Here is a 17,011-nt window from a genome sequence, read left to right as displayed (position 1 = left end):
TTTTGCTTGTCTCTTTTCAGGAAAAAGAGGACTTTGAATGTACTTCTCATAAAAACTCATTTTTTAAGTTACAAAATTACTGTATTTACTTTTAAATGAGTTCTATGCAACATAGACAATATCAGACAGTTGGCTGCCAATTTCGGACTGTTTGCGCCCCTTTTTGTCTTCCGTTTTTAAGGGGTACGAGTTGGGGCGCAAACTTTGTCTGAAAACGTCTTTTTTATGTCTTTTCCCAAAGTCGGAAATGAAAGGTCTTTTTACTTATAGTGCTGTGTTTGAATGATTTTTCCTACTTGTGTCCCACCTTGTCTGCATGGGCGATTTTTTAGTGATATATCTGTTAGTGTGTAATAAGAAGGTAAAGAAAATTCTTCGCCAAGGGTAACATTCATTACTACAAAATCAATACCTTCCTTGTCTATATTGATTTTCTCATTTTTTTTGCAAGCAACAGCATTTAGTATAATAAAGAATGTAAAGATAAGCCTCAATATGTTATTGTTCATTTTAACTTTATTTTCACAATAATAGGGTTAGCAAACTCGTCTATTTCAGCTATTACATTTTGTAGATGCTTCGAAATTTTTTCTTCTGATGCCAAATGTTTTCTTATCAAAATGTCAGGTTCCGTTATTTCATACATATAACTATTATCTACAAAATCAATGCTGCAAGACAATGAATTTTGGTTGATATTGTCATATAAAAAATAGCCCATATTGTGAACGGTATTATCTCGTTTATTTACATATGCCAACCCAACCAATCCTCTGGCATAACTCATAAATACATAATTATCTGTTTCGTAAAAAAAATTGAATAGCATGGTGAGGTCTCCTGATTTCTTCTCATCTTCCATTCGTTTTAAATCAATATCTGTATCAAAAGACGGATGGTACTTATTGGTCAGAAACTCTATCCTGTATCTAGGCGTCAGGTTGCCAACGCTATCAATAGAATATATTTCCGGCTTCAAATATTCGGTCAATAAGATTGTATCTCTATAAAATGAGAAATTATTATTGGATAAGGGAACCCGCGAATTCTTTTTAGTGTAAGTATATTTCAATTGATTGTTCCGAATTGTATTACCATGCAGCACTATATATCGGTACTGTTCGGGGAAAGTCTGTTGATAGAAGCTTGCATTCGGCAATTGGCTTGTATAACAAAGAAAAATATCGTCCTCCTGTACTGCAAAAGAAGAGAAAATTAGGGTCGTTGGTATCTTTTTTATAAAATAACCCTCTTTCGTGTATTTGTAAAATGCTTGTCCCATATCCGAATAGATATAAATATCTCCATGCTTCATATCAATTGTAAAATCACTAATCCGGGGATATTCTTCGGGGCCTAAACCTTGTTTATGTATCTTATGAATAAATCTTCCTGCCGAATCGAAACAAAAAATAGTTTCGGACAGTTTGTCCCAAAGGTAAAACAAATTGTCCCGTACAATTAACTTCCCAATTTTTCCAATTAAAATACTATCTTCTGTTTGTAATGGAATATATTCCACCCCATTCGCTATTTCTGAAATTCTTGCCGGTTCTTTTTTGTCAAAATCATCCGGATCAATCAATATTGTTTTAACCAAAGAATTATCCATTCCGACCTCTCTGATTTCCTCTTTGTGTTTGCACGAAAGAGAGAGAACTGGAAATATTACTATCAATAAATATATTTTTATTTTCATGTAAATAAGGTTTAGGAAGTTTGTCCTAGCCATTAGACAAGGTTGAACAAACTTCCTTATTTTTTATTAACTGTTTTTTTGACACCGATAATAATCACACATATGATCTTCGTTTCCAGTATATACGCAATGATTCTCTGTGCCAGGAAACGACACTTCGTCCTGAAAAGTGGCCCAACATTCGAATCCGCCCAAATATGGTACCCAACTAGGAACGGTTACCCCTATAGAGCATTCATATACTTCCTTTATTTCGCACGGCAAAGGATTGTCCAAGAAACCTCTTCGATCATTACTGTTGTACTCCCCCTGCGCTACCGCTTCCACATTGGCCAGCAAAATATCGCTCAATAACTCCTTTTGCGAACTCAAATTCACATTCAATACTGCAACTGCGGCGATGGTCAACACAGCCAAACCGCCAATAATCTTTTTCTTCATGATTATTTAATTAAATGCTCAAAAACTACTGTTTATTACCCTACAAAGATAAGGCAGGGGGGGGGTGTAACTTTCAAATATATTTAGTTAAATATTCAATCACACAATGTTAAATATATGAAATTTCAATTATTTACCGTTCCTTTGATTGACAAGTGTACAAAATTATTTTCAATGTTGCAATAGACGGTGATTGTTTTCTGGAAATAGCCGGTGGTGGCGGGCGTTATTTCTACTTTTATTTCGGTGGTCTCGCTTGGTTTTACGGGCTGTTTCTCCCACGAGGGGACGATACAGCCACAGGATGTATCCACATGGTTGATTATTAAAGGCTGCTTGCCCGTATTTTTGAGGAAGAATGAGGCTTTACTTGTTTGACCTTTTCGCAAATCGATCAGTTCTATTTCTATGGCCTGGGGTTCTACGGTGGTTGTTTTCAGGTTGTTTGTCGCTGTGGTATCTCCCTGTATAATGCTTTTGTATAGCTCCCATATTTTTGGATTCATGGTGGGATTGCCCATGGCTACTACCCTGTTTTCTTTATTTAGCAGGAAGCATTGATACATCATGTCCGTAGGAAAATTGTTTAAACGGTTGATCTCGTTTTGCTCATCAATAAATACCGGATATTCCAGTCGGTCTCGCTTTAACAAAAATTTAAGTTCCTTTGTGTCTTTTGGATGAAAGTAGAATAGAAAATTTAGTTTATTTGGCATTAATGAATCGGCTTCATGGATAATTTCTTTCCATTGATACAATTTTAGTTTGCAGCCAGTGCAACCTGTGGAATCGGTATAAATCAATATCTTGTAGCGTGTTGCAGCCTGTCCCATAAGCTAAAGCATACGGTTAATAAAGTGCAGTCCCATGCGGGACTAAATACGGGGTGTTATCGGTGAACCCTTTTTCATGCGTTTGCCCTGATTAAAATCCCCCTATAATCATTGTTTTTCTGAATGATTATGCGAACTTTGTGCCCTGAAAACAGAAAATCGTAGCTTACAATGAAGAATTTAATTTTAATATCCTCTCTTTGTTTCATTCTCGTGTCGTGCGACCAGCCTAAAGCGGGCAATGCAGCCGCAAGCAAAGGCGCCCAAGACACAACCGGCACGGCGCCGAATGTCCCGGAACAAAAGAAACCCGTATCGGAACATTCGGCATCGGAATTGGCTCCGTATTTTAACGAACAGGTATCGGGCGCTCAGATACTGGTACAAGCCAAAGGCATAAGCCGAAAAACAGACGGACTATACTGTTACTTCCGCCTGAAAGGGAAAAAGGCCACCGCACTAAGGTTCCATATACAATATTGGGACGAGAAATACGCCGATGTGGATAGTTATACGTTTAATGCAGACGGAAAAAAGTTCAATTATATAGCCAATCGCAACGAATCGGGGAGTGCAAACAGCCAGATTGCCCAATCATCGTATTTCTACTGGTACGACAATGGCGTGAACAAAACCGATCTGGCTTTTCTGGAAGCAGTCGCAAACGGCAAAAACGTAATCCTTAGCCTTATCGACCGTGGAACAAACGAGGCTATTGGCACGCTAAGCCTGTCGGAGGAAGAAAAACTGAATATCCGCCGAACCATTGATTATTATTATGCACTGGACGGCGCTATTATACCACGGAAGGGAATGGTTAATATCAGGCAATAACCCGCTTATACCCAAATGGCGACAAGGCTCAGGATGACAAATAACACAGCCGCTACCAATACATAAACAAGTATTTCCCCGGGTTTGTACCGTACCTCTCCTTTGAAATACAATCTTTTATGGGGATATTTCTCCTGCGTCTTTTCTCTTATTTCTTTAAATACTTCATCATTCAGTTTACCGTAAGCAATCGCTTGCTCCAAGTCGCCCAAGGTAAGCCTTTTCCTCTTTCCGAAAAAGCGGGTAAAATAACTTAGCACAGGAATATCTTTGTGAAAATACCTGTTGAACCGGAAGTGCGAAATATCCACCTTAAAAATATCGCTATAATTAAGCAAAAACTTCATGGCATAAGGCCCTTGTAGTTTAAGGTCTTGTTCTATTCTTGTCGATTCGTTTATATCCTCTACGTTTTGTATCAGAGGCAATGTGGGTATTATAGCTATTAATTCGTTGTTCATAAAAAAATAGGATATATAATCAGTTTGTAAATGTACAAAAAAGAATATCTTTGCGAAAATAAAATTCAAAAGCCGCAGGCAGGATGGTGTTCCACGACCCCAGATTGAGTCTCGCAGGATATAGCCGTCAGGCTAATGCTCAAAGGCTTTCAGCCTTACCGTCTCTACAACCTGAAACGTTGAACTTGAAACTAAACAAACATGAACAAACTAGTATTAAGCCTCATTTTGCTTCTGTCTGCCACAACGGCAAACAGCCAGAAATTGCCGTACAAACCCCTGAGCAGTTTTAGTAAAGATACCACCGCGTATATTATGTACAACTTCTGGGACAGGGAATATGTGTATGCCGGAAAGACCCTCGAAGAGGTATTGTACTACTACGGAATGCCGGTCAACGATATGACAATTCTTGCGGATGTTGACAATCCCGATGTGGTTTTGGGATTCAACCTTTCGTGCTACAATACACACGAGCTCAACAACCGGAAAAGAGAAAAGAGGGAGACAAACAGCATCAGGATATACCTGGAAAAGAAACTAAAAATGAAAGATGGCGAAAAAATATACAAGAAATTCCTGAAAAGTGGCTGGAAGCCTGTATATAAACGCTTCAGGAAAGACAAAATCCGCTCTGCCAAAGCTATTGTGTATATATACAGTCCCTATTACGAAAAATACAAAGACAAGGAATAAGAAACCGCTTCTTTAATTCGTCCTCACAGCCATTTTGTCAACCCTGAAATTTCTTTCCTTTTCTTTTCGGGAATAATACTGTTCGCCTTGTCGATGTATCCGACAGGAAATATAGCTACCGGTTCCTGATTTTCGGGAAGATTCAGCGCCTTTTTTAGTATCGAGGGGTCGAAATTGCACACCCAGCAAGCGCCTAAACCTGCATCTTCGGCAGCCAGGCAGATATGTTCCGAAACGATGGCCGCGTCTATATCGCCATGATCTTTTTGGTCGGAAGCCGTTCGTTTCCACGATTGCGAGCGATCGGCGCATACCACAATATAAAGCGGCGCAGTTTTAAACCAATCGCGGTTATAGGCTGCCTGCAGGGCTTTTTTCTTATCGGGCGATGACACGATATACAAAAACCAGGGTTGGAAATTACATGCCGAAGGCGACAGGCGGGCGCATTCCAGCATGTAATCAAGCTTCTCTTTTTCGATTTCATCAGGCAGATAAGCTCTCACCGAGTAACGATTCTGCGACAGTTCTTTCAGATTCATGTATTGTTTATTTTTGAATAAAAATATTTAGGTAATAGTTGTTCCGCCTTTTCCCAAAATGGAAGAGGCTTGAGTGATAACGACTTCCTTCACGCCGTTGTCGATTGATTTAAAGGCGTTTTCGAGCTTGGGTAGCATACCTCCCTGTATAATGCCCCCGGTAACCAGTTTCTCGAAAGAGGCTTTGTTGAGTTCGGGAATTACGCTGTCGTCGTCGTTTTCATCCATCAGCACACCTTTTTTCTCGAAGCAGTAAACCAGGGTAACATCAAAATCTTTGGCCAGTTCCTGGGCGGCTTCGGCAGCAATGGTATCGGCATTGGTATTGAGGATGTTCCCTTTTTTGTCGTGCGTAAGCGGAGCCAGAACAGGAACGATTCCTTGCTTGATGAGGTATTGCAACAGCTTGGTGTCCACCTCTTTCACATCGCCAACATAGCCGTAATCTATATCTTTTACGGGGCGTTTGTCCGAGCGCATAATGTTCATATCGGCGCCGGTCAAGCCCAGGGCATTGATGCCAATAGCCTGAAGCTTGGCCACTATATTTTTGTTGACCAATCCGCCGTAAACCATGGTAACAATTTGCAGGGTTTCGAGGTCAGTTATCCGGCGACCGTTTACCATTTTGCTTTCCAGGCCCAATCTGTCGGCCAGTTTGGTAGCCGAACGGCCTCCGCCGTGCACCAAAACCTTATAGCCTGTTATTTTGGCAAAGTCTTTCAACAACTCGTTCAGCGAGCCATCCTCTTCTACAATTTTTCCACCCACTTTTATAAGGGTCAGTTTTTCTTTAGACATTATTTATATAGATAAAATCATGAAATTTCAGTCAATTTCTTTAAATACTACCCCCAAATTTATGAAATTATTTAATACAACAACAATTATAACCCGTTTTTCTCCTACAAAACTCCAAAACTCTCCACCAAATTCCCCGAGCGTATCCGCCACTCCTGTGGATAAAGATTATTCGCCCTGTTCCCAATATTTTTAACAAAGCCTAAGGGGATTTGGCGGTAGGTCAACAGCACATATCCCCTTTCGGTTTCGGGAGGAAGGCTCAGGGCTTCTTTTCTTAGGTAGGCTATGGCTGTTGCCCAATCTATGTCGATGCTTGGAAATGCGGCTTTGTTGAACTGTTGCGACAAGGCCAAGGCTTGGAACGGGATAAAATCCTTGCCTTTTTGTTCGCCAATGGCTACTCCTGCCGAAATAATCCTTAGCTGCGAGGATAAGTAATTGTAATCATCGGCAAAGGCTAAGGGAATCGCTGTCCATTTCCCGTTCAGGTCGGTGAAGGAGTAGTTTTCCTTGCCTTTTATGTAGTTGCGGTATGTTTCGTCCAACAAGGCGGGTTTCGTCCGGTTATTTTTGGATTTTTTGTTGCTGTGCTTTTGATTGTTTGTTGAGGGTGCATCTTCGCTTGTCTTTCTCATCACCGCCAAAAAGAAGCCTTCTCCCTTTGTTTTATGCGGCAAGAATCTATATACGGGCATGTCGCCTTGCAACGCTCCGGTGATGCTCCAACCGGCAGGAATGTCGAGACTTAGGGGTTGGGCTCCCAGTTTGTCGCATATCCATTGCACATTTTCTTCATCCTCGCCGGTGTTGTAGGTGCAGGTACTGTATATCAACAGGCCATCGGGCTTTAGTGCAGGCCATATATCGGCTACTATTCGCTGTTGGCGTTCCTTGCACAACTGCACATTGGCCTCCGACCATTCGCCTGCCGCACCCTCGTCTTTGCGAAACATGCCTTCGCCCGAACAGGGGGCATCTACCAGAATCACATCAAAATAGCTTTCCAGTCTCCCTAATTCACTGGGGTCGTTGCTGGTAACCAGGGCATTGCCAGCTCCCCATTTTGCAATGTTTTCCGCTAGAATATTTGCACGGGGACGTATCACCTCATTGGAAACCAGCAAACTGTCTTTTGAGAGCAAAGATAAAAGATGCGTGGATTTTCCTCCGGGTGCGGCGCATAAATCAAGCACACGCACATCCTCGTTTACATACTGCTTGATGGCTTGCTCAACAAACATCGAAGAAGCTTCCTGCGGGTAATAGCATCCGGCATGAAACAAGGGGTCGAAAGTAAACGATGGCCGTTCCGCGAGGTAGTAACCCGAATGGCACCAAGCTACTTTTTCCAGATTCAGGGGCTGTGATTCGCATTTTGAAGGATTTATACGGATGCTCACCGGCGTATCCTTGTCCAAGGCTTCACGGAACAGCTCCCAATCGTTGCCCAGTAAGGCTTTTGTTCTTTCAATAAATTTTTCGGGTAGGTTCATTATTATACAATTAAGCCCCCTAAATCCCCCGCAGGGGGACTTCTTAAGCCTCCCCCACGGGGAAGTTGGAGGGGCTTTTTTCATTATTCATTCTATTATACGGTAAAAGTATGTATTTTTGTGGAAAATAAAAATACTATGCAAGCTTCACTTTTTCTTATTCCAGTTACAATGGGCGATACGAGCATTGATAGCGTATTGCCGGCCTACAACCGCGAGGTTATTCTGACCATAAAACATTTTATTGTAGAAAACATTCGTTCGGCGCGCCGTTTCCTGAAAAAGACAGAACCAAGCATCAATATAGACGAACTCAGCTTTTATGAACTGAACAAGCACACGAAGCCCGAAGAAATAGAAACTTACCTGCTGCCGCTTGCCAATGGCCTGAATGTTGGCGTGATTTCGGAAGCGGGATGCCCTGCTATTGCCGACCCGGGAGCCGATATAGTGGCTATTGCCCAACGTAAAAATTACAAGGTAACACCTTTGGTCGGACCGTCATCAATAATTATGTCGCTGATGGCTTCGGGATTTAACGGCCAAAGTTTTGCCTTTCACGGTTATCTGCCAATTGATGGAGGCGAACGCATTAAAACCGTCAAAATGCTCGAACAGCGGATATATACCGAAAATCAAACGCAACTATTCATCGAAACGCCCTACCGGAACAGGAAATTAATGGAGGATCTGATACAAAACTGCCGCCCTTCCACCAAGTTATGTGTCGCCATAAATATTACCTGCGAAGACGAATTTATAAAAACCCTTCCGGTGAAAGACTGGGCAAAGAGGCTGCCCGACATGGATAAGAAGCCGTGTATATTCCTCATTTACAAGTAAGTAAACCATTGTACTTAATCCCGCATGGGACGGCACTAAATGAGAGACATAACACAACCAGCCATAAAAAACATCAGGGCGCCTTTCGCAATGAAAGATGCCCTGATTGTTTATATTCGCTTTTAAATCGAATTAGTCGATAAAGTCAACGGTTTCTTCACCAATCAACTTACGAAGCGTATTTTTCAGCTTCACATATTGGATAAACAAATCGTGTTCTGCAATATGTTCGTTGTCGTGCATCGGGCTTTTGAAGTAGAACGACAACCAGCTTTGGATTCCACTCATTCCGGCGCGTTGTGCAAGGTCGGTAAACAACACCAGGTCAAGACACAAAGGAGCGGCAAGAATAGAGTCGCGGCAAAGGAAATCCACTTTCAATTGCATTGGGTAGCCCAACCAGCCGAAGATGTCGATATTATCCCATCCTTCTTTGTTGTCTTTGCGGGGAGGATAGTAGTTGATGCGTACTTTGTGATATACATTGCCGTAAAGTTCGGGATACAAATCGGGTTGAAGGATGTTGTCAATAACCGACAATTTCGATTCTTCTTTTGTTTTGAACGAACCCGGATCGTCAAGCACTTCGCCATCACGATTTCCAAGGATGTTGGTAGAGAACCATCCGTTCAAGCCCAACATACGGGTTTTCAACATAGGAGAGAGAACTGTCTTCAACATGGTTTGACCTGTTTTGAAGTCTTTTCCGAGGATAGGCACTTGTTTTTGCGCCGAGAAATCCCAGATAGCAGGCATATCTACGGTGAGGTTAGGAGCGCCGTTGATATATGCCACGCCTTCAGCAATAGCTGCGTATGCATAAATCATAGAAGGTGCAATGGCTTCGTGGTTTTCCTTGAATGCTTTTTCAAGCGCAGGAAGCGTTTTGTGTACATCTTCCAGTTTGGTAAACACTTCAGTACTACCACACCAAATTACGATAAGTCTGTCGCAATTGTTATCTTTCTTGAATTTTTTAATGTCTTCGCGAACTTCTTGTACCAAATCCCATTTTGTAGGAGCCGATTTTACCCAGGTTCCGTGCAAACGTTTTACATAGTTTTGGTCAAACACCGCTTTTATTGGTTTGATGGCAAGTAATTCGTCTTTTACTTTGTCCAAGTCTTCAACGGTTAGTACTTCCGCATGGCGTGCAGCTTTGTAAACATCATCTTCAAAGATGTCCCATCCGCCAAACACAATGTCTTTCAAATCAGCCAAAGGAACTGCGTCTTTAATTTTGGGGAAACGATTTTCTTCTCTTTTTCCCAAGCGTATTGTCGCTAGTTGAGTGATAGAACCAACAGGAACACCCTGTCCCTTACGAGAAATCAAAGTACCTGCAATGAAAGTAGAAGCAACGGCTCCACCGACACCTACGACGAGGACACCTAATTTTCCTTTAGCTTCTTTTAATTGAACCTTTTCCATAGTTTTTTGTATAATTATTAATTTGTTTTCCGCGGCTGAATGACTAAAAAATCAGTCGTTTGAATATTTGATTACAATTTATTTATCTATTTCTATCTTAAATACCGTTTTTAATTCTCCGAAATCTGAAATAACTGCATCAGCCGTAGCATTCTCCTCTTCATCGCCCCAGCCCGGGCCTTTCAGCCAGATGGTTTGACAGCCAAGCTTTGTTGCCGGCACAATATCTTTCGGATACGAATCCCCCACAACTACAACACCGGACGCCAAAAGTTGCAATTTATCAACTCCTATGCCGAATATTGCCGGATCGGGTTTCCGCACCCCAACAACTGCCGACTCTATTATTTCGTCAAAATATCCGGCCAGCTCAAAATCTTCGATCACGGCCTGTATATTTCCATAAAAATTCGACACCAAAACCATTGGATAGTTTTCGTGCAAATTTCCAAGTATTGATTTCTCCGCCGAGATTATATTGCGGACAAAGGTATAACATTGATTTGAAATTGCAAGCCAATAATCTTTTGTTTTATCTGTTTGGTTCAAAAATTTATTCTCATACAAATAATCCAATTGCAATTTTGTCTTAATCTGTAACAAATCCAGAAAATTGTGATGCGGTTTTACGACCGGATTTCTGGCCAGATACCTTTCTCCATACACATAGGCCTCACGAAATTGTTCCTTTGTAACCAGTACTTTCTGATCCTGATACGCCTCCCACAAAACCTCGGCCCAGTGCTTGCCGTTGCTGTCTATGGTTCCGCCATAATCAAAAATTATTCCCTTAACTTTATCCAGATCAAACATATTTATTTGCTAATTAGAATTATATTCATTATCATTTAGCGCCGTGGTAAAATTTCCGCAAAATTTCTCGTGTTTTCTGATCATGTAAGCCAGAATACTGTTCAGTACCGTTAACTCGAAGACAAAGTATATCCAGGGTTCTTCTACCAATAAAGACAGGCTCAGGACAATGGCGCGGGTATTAAACGACAAAATGTTCGCCCATTTCATCATCGGTAAACTTTTGAGACGAAAATCCGTCTTAAATTCATCCCCTAACGAACCCTTGCTCACCAGTTTTTCCCTGATTGTTTTCATCAGTTTCTGAAATTCGGGCGACCAGCCTTCCTGTCCTTTTGTATATTGTAAATAAAAGAACAAACAAAATTTGGCGAAAAAGTTATTTTTCCACGACAACACTTTATCCTTGGCTTCCAAATCGGACGAGTTGTCGAGTTCGCTGCCCCCTATTCCTTTCAGAAACAGCAGGTGGATATTCCGGTAATAATCGGCCATGGCAGCTTGTTTTGAATGGAAATAACCGGCTGTAATCGCCAATACCCATATCCCCCAGCCCCACACCGGATAAAGCCTGAAACAAATGGCTATATAAATTGACGCAAACCACAAATCGCCCGCAAAGCCATCCAATATCCGGCCCAGAGCCGAAAATTTCTTTGTCATACGTGCCAATTGGCCGTCGGCGCTATCGAAAGAATTGGCCCATACGAGTAAAAATATGCCCAAAAGGGTAATCCACAGGCAATCAAAATAAAAACAGATACCCGCTCCAACACCCAGAAATATACTCGCGATGGTTATGGCATTGGGCGAAACTCCCAGCCGTTGAAACAAAAGCGCCCAGCGGTAGCCTATCGGACGATAAAAATGAATGTCGATAAACTCCTCGGTATCTGATGATTTTAAGGTTGATTCAAGCGTCGGTTGATTCTGGTTTTCCATTTTCTATACTTCAAATTCGACGGGTTCTTACTTAAGTTTCGCGTTAATTTCCTTGTGAATACTTTCGGCTATTTTCAGAGCCGCCTCATCGCGGCAGGGTGCAAAGCTTGGCCAGTCGTTAAAATCAATGATGCGGAATGTACCATCTTCGTTTACCACACAATCGCCGCCATATATTCTGACATTCAGCACATCGCCCGCTTTATCGCACACTTTTTTCAAATCTTCTCTCGAAAAAGGCAAGTGTTTTGCTGTGCCGTTTATTGCTTCGTGCCCAAACTTACTGTGGTTGAAGTTGAAAGGATAAAACTGGAAACAGAAATCGGTGTTGGCTACACCATAAAATTTCACCAAATCGCCTACCAGATGTTCATTGATTACGGCGCTCGGTATGCCTCTCAACGAAAATTCTTTTAAAATATCCTTCACTTCCTCCACGCTTCGGGCATAAGCCACATCTTCGCGGTGAATGGCGTGAAAATCGCCCCGTTTAATCCAAAAAGCCGGAGCGTCCATTGCTTCAAGCGCTTCGGAGGGGTCTTCGGTGGTGCCTACTATCAGGCTTCGGGGATGAGGTATGTTGTTTTCGAGCAAAAGGCGCGTCATCTTTTCGCGGGTGCAATTCTCGATACCAAAGCCCGAATTGATAACTATTGTACCATTCTTCTCGAGCTGTTGCAATTTATTGATGCTTGCCCGCTCGCGTACCATGTTGAAGACAACAGGTTCGGCTATATCGCTCAGTGCGAATTCGGTTTCGGTGTATTCTTTCAGCTCGTAGCCCATCTCTTCGAGATGCTGTGCCGTGAGGTTAAATATCATCGCATCGTTCCCGATGTGATTGGGCGAATATTTGATTTTCCGTTTTACGCCTGCCAATTTTATTTTTGACATCCTGTCTTTCTCTTAATCTTAATCTTAATCTTAAACTTCTACTTAACTATTCCGTTAAAAATGCTTCGGCTTTTTTTATGTCTCCGGCATGGTCTACGTCAACAATTTTAGGGAATGGATATGCTTTGAGCGTCAGCTTATCGGCGACCAACTGCCGCTGATAGTTACGCATACGCGATTGACCCGATGCCAGGCAGCTTTCCAACGTGTCGATAGCCTTGGGCGTGAGTCCGTAAATGCCACCCGAAATATACTTGCAGGCGCCCGGTTCGTCCAAAAATCCCTTGATATTCATAGCCGGATCGGTATCGACATACAAGGGTTTTTCGTCGTCGATAAAATCGGTTACGGCCATCATGCCATCGGCTGTGTTGTCGTCGGCAAAGGCTTGGATATACCTGGCAAAATCTGCTTCCTTAAAAATGGTATCGACTGTTGTCAGGCAAAATTTGCCGTCGCGCAAAAAATTCCGCAACTCGTAGAAGCTATGCATCGAACTTGGTGTTGACTTTATCACCACATTCAAGGGCGCCTCCAGCCTGAGACTTGAGATATACTCCTGAACCTGCGTCATTTCCCCGTTGACGATAACGCTCACAGAGGCCGCGTTGTTCCTGACAAAAATATCAATCAGCCGCCCTATCATTTCCTGGCCGTTGAGCTTTACCAGGGGTTTGGGCAAAGCAACACCTTCCTGTGCCAGCCTCGAACCTTCCCCTGCTGCTATTATGGCGTAATTTATTTTTTGTTCCAAAACCTTCAGTCTTCTTTTGTCATGTCTATAACTTCATTATCCGAACCTTTTTCGTAATAAAGTTTCTTCAAGGGATTTGAATGCGATTTATCGAAGGTTTTCCGGTTGCGGAATATGTCGATTGCCATGTAAATAGCCTGACGAAACGATTCTTCCGAAGCTTCGTTTTTTCCGGCAATGCCATAAGCCGTTCCATGAGCCGGAGAGGTTCTTATTACCGGCAAACCGGCAGTATAGTTCACCCCTTCTTCCATAGCCAGGGTTTTGAACGGCGCCAGTCCTTGGTCGTGGTACATAGCCAATATGCCATCGTAGCGCTTAAATTGTCCCGAACCAAAAAATCCATCGGCGGCAAAAGGACCTAAGCAGAGTATTCCCTTGTCGCTCATTTCCTGCAAGGCCGGTTGTATTATTTCCTGTTCTTCGGAACCCAGCAGCCCGTTTTCTCCGGCATGAGGATTCAGCGACAGAACGGCGATACGTGGTTTGCCAATGTTGAAGTCGCGCCTCAACGAGTTATTGAAAATAGCCAATGCCGACTGTATTTTTTCTTTTGTAGCCGACTTGGTAACATCGGACAAGGGGATGTGCCCCGTAACCAAAGCCACCCGCAAATCTTCCTTGGCCAGAATCATCAACGATTTTTCGCCATTTGCCGAAAATTTGTTTTCAAAATACTCGGTATGACCCGGAAAATGAAAATCATCCTGCTGAATGTTATCCTTGTTTATCGGTGCGGTTACTATTACATCAATCAGGCCATCGGCCAAATCTTTTGTTGCTTTTTCGAGCGATACGAATGCTGCATCGCCTGCCGCTTTGGTCGATTTACCCAGTTCTACTTTTATTTCTTCCTGCGTGCAATTGACAACGTTCACTTTATTTGCCTCGGCATCTCCGGCATTTGCTATTTGGTTGAACATAACCGGCTGCAAGTCCAATGCTTTGCGATGGTATGCCGCCACTTTTGTCGAACCATATATAACAGGAGTACAGATTTCGGCCATGCGAATATCTGCAAACGTTTTCAGGATTACTTCGTAACCTATCCCGTTTATATCTCCATGTGTAATTCCTACTTTTACCATAGTGTATTTTAATTATGAATCTTTTTCTCTTTTCCTTTCTCAGTTGATAACATGCCGCAAGCCGCCGAAATGTCTTCTCCCCGCGATGCACGAATGGAACACATGATTCCTTTGGATGTCAGGTAATCGCGGAATTGTTCCATATTTTCCCTGTTGGACGAACGTAAATCAACGCCGGGTATGGCATGAAAACGAATCAGGTTTATCCGGCACTCAAGCCCTTTGAGTAAACGCGCCAACTCCTTGGAGTATGGCGCCGAATCGTTGACGCCGTCGAACATAATGTATTCAAACGACAAGCGCCGCTGCTTCGACCAGTCGTATTGGCGAAGCAAATCCAGGATTTCGACCAATGGATAACTTTTCTCGACAGGCATAATCGACAGGCGCTCCTCGGGGAAAGGATTGTGCAGGCTGATGGCCAAATGGGCATTGCTTTCCTCGAGGAAAAGCTGCAATTTGGGCAGGATGCCGGTTGTTGAAACGGTTATCCGCTTCGGGCTCCAAGCCAATCCATAAGCAGCTGTCAAAATTTCGAGGCTTTTTGCCAGTTGCTCGTAATTATCCAGAGGTTCGCCCATTCCCATAAAAACAACATTCGTCAATTCGTCCGATTCTTTAATCGAAAAAATCTGGTTCAGTATATCGTTGGCCGACAAATTGCCGCTAAAGCCTTGTTTACCGGTCATGCAAAACAGGCAATTCAATTTGCATCCTGCCTGAGACGACACACACAAGGTCATCCGGTTTTCGTCCGGAATCATAACCGATTCAATCAATTTACCGGAACCTGTACGGAACAAATACTTAACCGTTCCGTCTTTTGCGGTCTGGCTTTCAACGGGTTCCGAGCGTCCTATATCGTATTTTCCGGCCAGCAAAGCCCTGTTTGCCGCCGATACATTGGTCATCTGTTCTATTGACGTTACACGCTTCTTATATAGCCAGTCGGCCATCTGCTTTGCTGCAAATGCAGGCAAACCACACTCTCCGGCGACCAATTTCAGCTCGTCTAAACTCATACCCAACAAAGGTGTTTTTTCCGACATAGTCAATAGTTGTTCCCCCTTTTTTGAGGGGAACGCTTGTTACAAACGTTTTTGTATTTCCTGATGTTCCTTCTCAAACCCAGGTTTATTCAGTAGCGCAAACATATTCTTTTTGTAAGCCTCAACACCCGGCTGATTGAATGGATTTACACCCAGAATATAACCGCTGATGCCACAAGCTTTTTCAAAGAAATAGATTAATTGCCCGATATAATATTCGCTCAGTTCGGGGATTTCGATTTTAAGATTCGGAACGCCTCCATCAACATGTGCCAATTGAGTACCCAGTTCCGCCATTTTATTTACGAAATCCACATTCTTGTCCGTGAGGAAGTTGAGCCCGTCCAGATCTTCTCCGTCAGCAGGAACAAGTACTTTGTTTTTGGGCTGGGCAACCGAAAGAACCGTCTCAAAAATAGAGCGTTCGCCTTCCTGTATCCATTGCCCCATGGAGTGCAAGTCGGTAGTAAAATCGACCGATGCGGTGAATATTCCCTTGTTTTCTTTTCCTTCGCTTTCGCCGTAAAGTTGTTTCCACCATTCGGCCAAAAAGTGTAGTTTCGGATTAAAATTGGCCAGGATTTCTATCTTTTTCCCTTTCTTATACAGTTCGTTGCGAACAACAGCGTATTGTTCGGCCAGGTTTTTATCGAAAGGCACAGCCGGAGCCGTTTCTTTTTCCATAAAAGCAGCGCCGGCTATCAGGGTACGAATATTGATACCTGCAACAGCAATCGGCAATAAACCAACGGGGGTCAACACCGAAAAACGGCCTCCTACATTGTCGGGAATTACATAGGTTTTGTATCCTTCCTTCTTTGCCAATGTATGAAGCGCCCCTCTGGCAGCATCGGTGATGGCGACAATGCGCGATTTGGCCTCCGCTTTTCCTGCCGCAGTTTCCAGTTCCTTTTTCAAGAGGCGGAAAGCCAAAGCCGGTTCGGTAGTCGTTCCCGATTTTGAGATGTTGACAATACCAAACGACTTACCCGACAGGTACGCAAGCAGTTCGGAGATATAATCTTCGCCGATATTCTGACCGGCATAAACTATCACCGGATTTTTGCGGTTTTGTTGCAACCAGTCGAACGAATCTGAAAGCGATTCGATTACCGCCCTTGCGCCCAAATAGCTGCCGCCTATCCCAACAACCACAACCACTTCGCATTTTTCGCGAAGCAAGCGAGCGGTATCTTCTATATCTTTGAGTTGTTCCTCCGTGATAGACGAAGGCAAATTAAGCCAACCGAGGAAATCGTTTCCCTGTCCGGTAGCTTTATGTAGAGTTTCGTTACACTGTTTTGCAAATGCAGCATTCTTTGCAATCTCTTCTTTTGTTACGAATGATAATACTTTGCTTGTTTGTAAACCAATAACCTTATTCATAATCCTCT

General features: G+C 42.9%; 19 protein-coding genes. 3 read left to right on the top strand and 16 right to left on the bottom strand.

Annotated features, from left to right (window positions below; all coding sequences use genetic code 11):
• Positions 1–260: 260 nt before the first annotated feature.
• From ACYPWY_RS02430 to ACYPWY_RS02415, 4 genes are all read right to left on the bottom strand, one after another.
• Positions 261–509: a hypothetical protein gene (locus ACYPWY_RS02430; protein ID WP_459683838.1), complete on the bottom strand. Its 249-nt coding sequence runs from the start codon at positions 507–509 to the stop codon at positions 261–263.
• Entirely contained in the window at positions 506–1,699 is a 1,194-nt protein-coding gene (locus tag ACYPWY_RS02425; RefSeq protein ID WP_459683837.1) for a 6-bladed beta-propeller, read from the bottom strand. The genes ACYPWY_RS02430 and ACYPWY_RS02425 overlap by 4 nt, the downstream gene beginning before the upstream one ends.
• Positions 1,700–1,765: 66 nt before the next feature.
• Positions 1,766–2,140 carry an NVEALA domain-containing protein gene (locus ACYPWY_RS02420; protein ID WP_459683836.1) on the bottom strand — a complete coding sequence of 125 codons (375 nt, stop codon included), beginning with the start codon at positions 2,138–2,140 and terminating at the stop codon, positions 1,766–1,768.
• A 125-nt stretch (positions 2,141–2,265) separates the two neighbouring features.
• Positions 2,266–2,973 carry a DUF1573 domain-containing protein gene (locus ACYPWY_RS02415; protein WP_459683835.1) on the bottom strand — a complete coding sequence of 236 codons (708 nt, stop codon included), beginning with the start codon at positions 2,971–2,973 and terminating at the stop codon, positions 2,266–2,268.
• 171 nt (positions 2,974–3,144) lie between these two features.
• Here ACYPWY_RS02415 and ACYPWY_RS02410 point away from each other — a divergent pair, with 171 nt between their 5' ends.
• Positions 3,145–3,807: a hypothetical protein gene (locus ACYPWY_RS02410; protein WP_459683834.1), complete on the top strand. Its 663-nt coding sequence runs from the start codon at positions 3,145–3,147 to the stop codon at positions 3,805–3,807.
• A 5-nt stretch (positions 3,808–3,812) separates the two neighbouring features.
• Here the strand turns inward: ACYPWY_RS02410 and ACYPWY_RS02405 are convergent, their stop codons facing one another.
• Complete coding sequence (locus ACYPWY_RS02405; RefSeq protein WP_459683833.1) at positions 3,813–4,268, bottom strand: hypothetical protein; 456 nt, start codon at positions 4,266–4,268, stop codon at positions 3,813–3,815.
• A 201-nt stretch (positions 4,269–4,469) separates the two neighbouring features.
• On the opposite strand from ACYPWY_RS02405, the gene ACYPWY_RS02400 reads away from it, so the two are divergent.
• Positions 4,470–4,964, top strand: a complete 495-nt coding sequence (locus ACYPWY_RS02400) for a hypothetical protein (protein WP_459683832.1) — start codon at positions 4,470–4,472, stop codon at positions 4,962–4,964.
• A gap of 23 nt (positions 4,965–4,987) precedes the next feature.
• Here ACYPWY_RS02400 and ACYPWY_RS02395 read toward each other — a convergent pair whose 3' ends face one another.
• The 3 genes from ACYPWY_RS02395 to ACYPWY_RS02385 all read right to left on the bottom strand — a co-directional run bounded on the left by ACYPWY_RS02395 (position 4,988) and on the right by ACYPWY_RS02385 (position 7,803).
• Positions 4,988–5,506 carry a nitroreductase family protein gene (locus tag ACYPWY_RS02395; protein ID WP_459683831.1) on the bottom strand — a complete coding sequence of 173 codons (519 nt, stop codon included), beginning with the start codon at positions 5,504–5,506 and terminating at the stop codon, positions 4,988–4,990.
• 27 nt (positions 5,507–5,533) lie between these two features.
• Positions 5,534–6,307, bottom strand: a complete 774-nt coding sequence (argB, locus tag ACYPWY_RS02390; protein ID WP_459683830.1) for an acetylglutamate kinase — start codon at positions 6,305–6,307, stop codon at positions 5,534–5,536.
• A 104-nt stretch (positions 6,308–6,411) separates the two neighbouring features.
• The gene (locus ACYPWY_RS02385; protein ID WP_459683829.1) at positions 6,412–7,803 is read right to left on the bottom strand and encodes a methyltransferase RsmF C-terminal domain-like protein; all 1,392 of its coding nucleotides are present in this window, start codon (positions 7,801–7,803) and stop codon (positions 6,412–6,414) included.
• Between the two features lie 138 nt (positions 7,804–7,941).
• Here ACYPWY_RS02385 and ACYPWY_RS02380 point away from each other — a divergent pair, with 138 nt between their 5' ends.
• Positions 7,942–8,646, top strand: a complete 705-nt coding sequence (locus tag ACYPWY_RS02380) for an SAM-dependent methyltransferase (protein ID WP_459683841.1) — start codon at positions 7,942–7,944, stop codon at positions 8,644–8,646.
• A 132-nt stretch (positions 8,647–8,778) separates the two neighbouring features.
• Here ACYPWY_RS02380 and ACYPWY_RS02375 read toward each other — a convergent pair whose 3' ends face one another.
• The 8 genes from ACYPWY_RS02375 to ACYPWY_RS02340 all read right to left on the bottom strand — a co-directional run bounded on the left by ACYPWY_RS02375 (position 8,779) and on the right by ACYPWY_RS02340 (position 17,003).
• Positions 8,779–10,077, bottom strand: coding sequence for an inositol-3-phosphate synthase (locus ACYPWY_RS02375; RefSeq protein ID WP_459683828.1), 1,299 nt, complete (start codon positions 10,075–10,077; stop codon positions 8,779–8,781).
• 78 nt (positions 10,078–10,155) lie between these two features.
• Positions 10,156–10,890: an HAD family hydrolase gene (locus tag ACYPWY_RS02370; protein ID WP_459683827.1), complete on the bottom strand. Its 735-nt coding sequence runs from the start codon at positions 10,888–10,890 to the stop codon at positions 10,156–10,158.
• 9 nt (positions 10,891–10,899) lie between these two features.
• The gene (locus ACYPWY_RS02365; RefSeq protein WP_459683826.1) at positions 10,900–11,832 is read right to left on the bottom strand and encodes a CDP-alcohol phosphatidyltransferase family protein; all 933 of its coding nucleotides are present in this window, start codon (positions 11,830–11,832) and stop codon (positions 10,900–10,902) included.
• A gap of 27 nt (positions 11,833–11,859) precedes the next feature.
• Positions 11,860–12,726 (bottom strand): ATP-grasp domain-containing protein, encoded by an 867-nt coding sequence (locus ACYPWY_RS02360; protein WP_459683825.1) that lies wholly within the window; start codon positions 12,724–12,726, stop codon positions 11,860–11,862.
• 46 nt (positions 12,727–12,772) lie between these two features.
• The gene (locus ACYPWY_RS02355; RefSeq protein WP_459683840.1) at positions 12,773–13,468 is read right to left on the bottom strand and encodes a nucleotidyltransferase family protein; all 696 of its coding nucleotides are present in this window, start codon (positions 13,466–13,468) and stop codon (positions 12,773–12,775) included.
• A 17-nt stretch (positions 13,469–13,485) separates the two neighbouring features.
• Entirely contained in the window at positions 13,486–14,568 is a 1,083-nt protein-coding gene (pdxA, locus tag ACYPWY_RS02350; protein ID WP_459683824.1) for a 4-hydroxythreonine-4-phosphate dehydrogenase PdxA, read from the bottom strand.
• Positions 14,569–14,576: 8 nt separating this feature from the next.
• Positions 14,577–15,617 (bottom strand): dual-specificity RNA methyltransferase RlmN, encoded by a 1,041-nt coding sequence (rlmN, locus tag ACYPWY_RS02345; RefSeq protein WP_459683823.1) that lies wholly within the window; start codon positions 15,615–15,617, stop codon positions 14,577–14,579.
• A gap of 39 nt (positions 15,618–15,656) precedes the next feature.
• Complete coding sequence (locus tag ACYPWY_RS02340) at positions 15,657–17,003, bottom strand: glucose-6-phosphate isomerase (protein ID WP_459683822.1); 1,347 nt, start codon at positions 17,001–17,003, stop codon at positions 15,657–15,659.
• Positions 17,004–17,011 lie beyond the last annotated feature (8 nt).

The sequence above is a fragment of the Viscerimonas tarda genome, from assembly GCF_054601255.1.
This window is presented reverse-complemented; position numbering and strand designations above follow the sequence as displayed.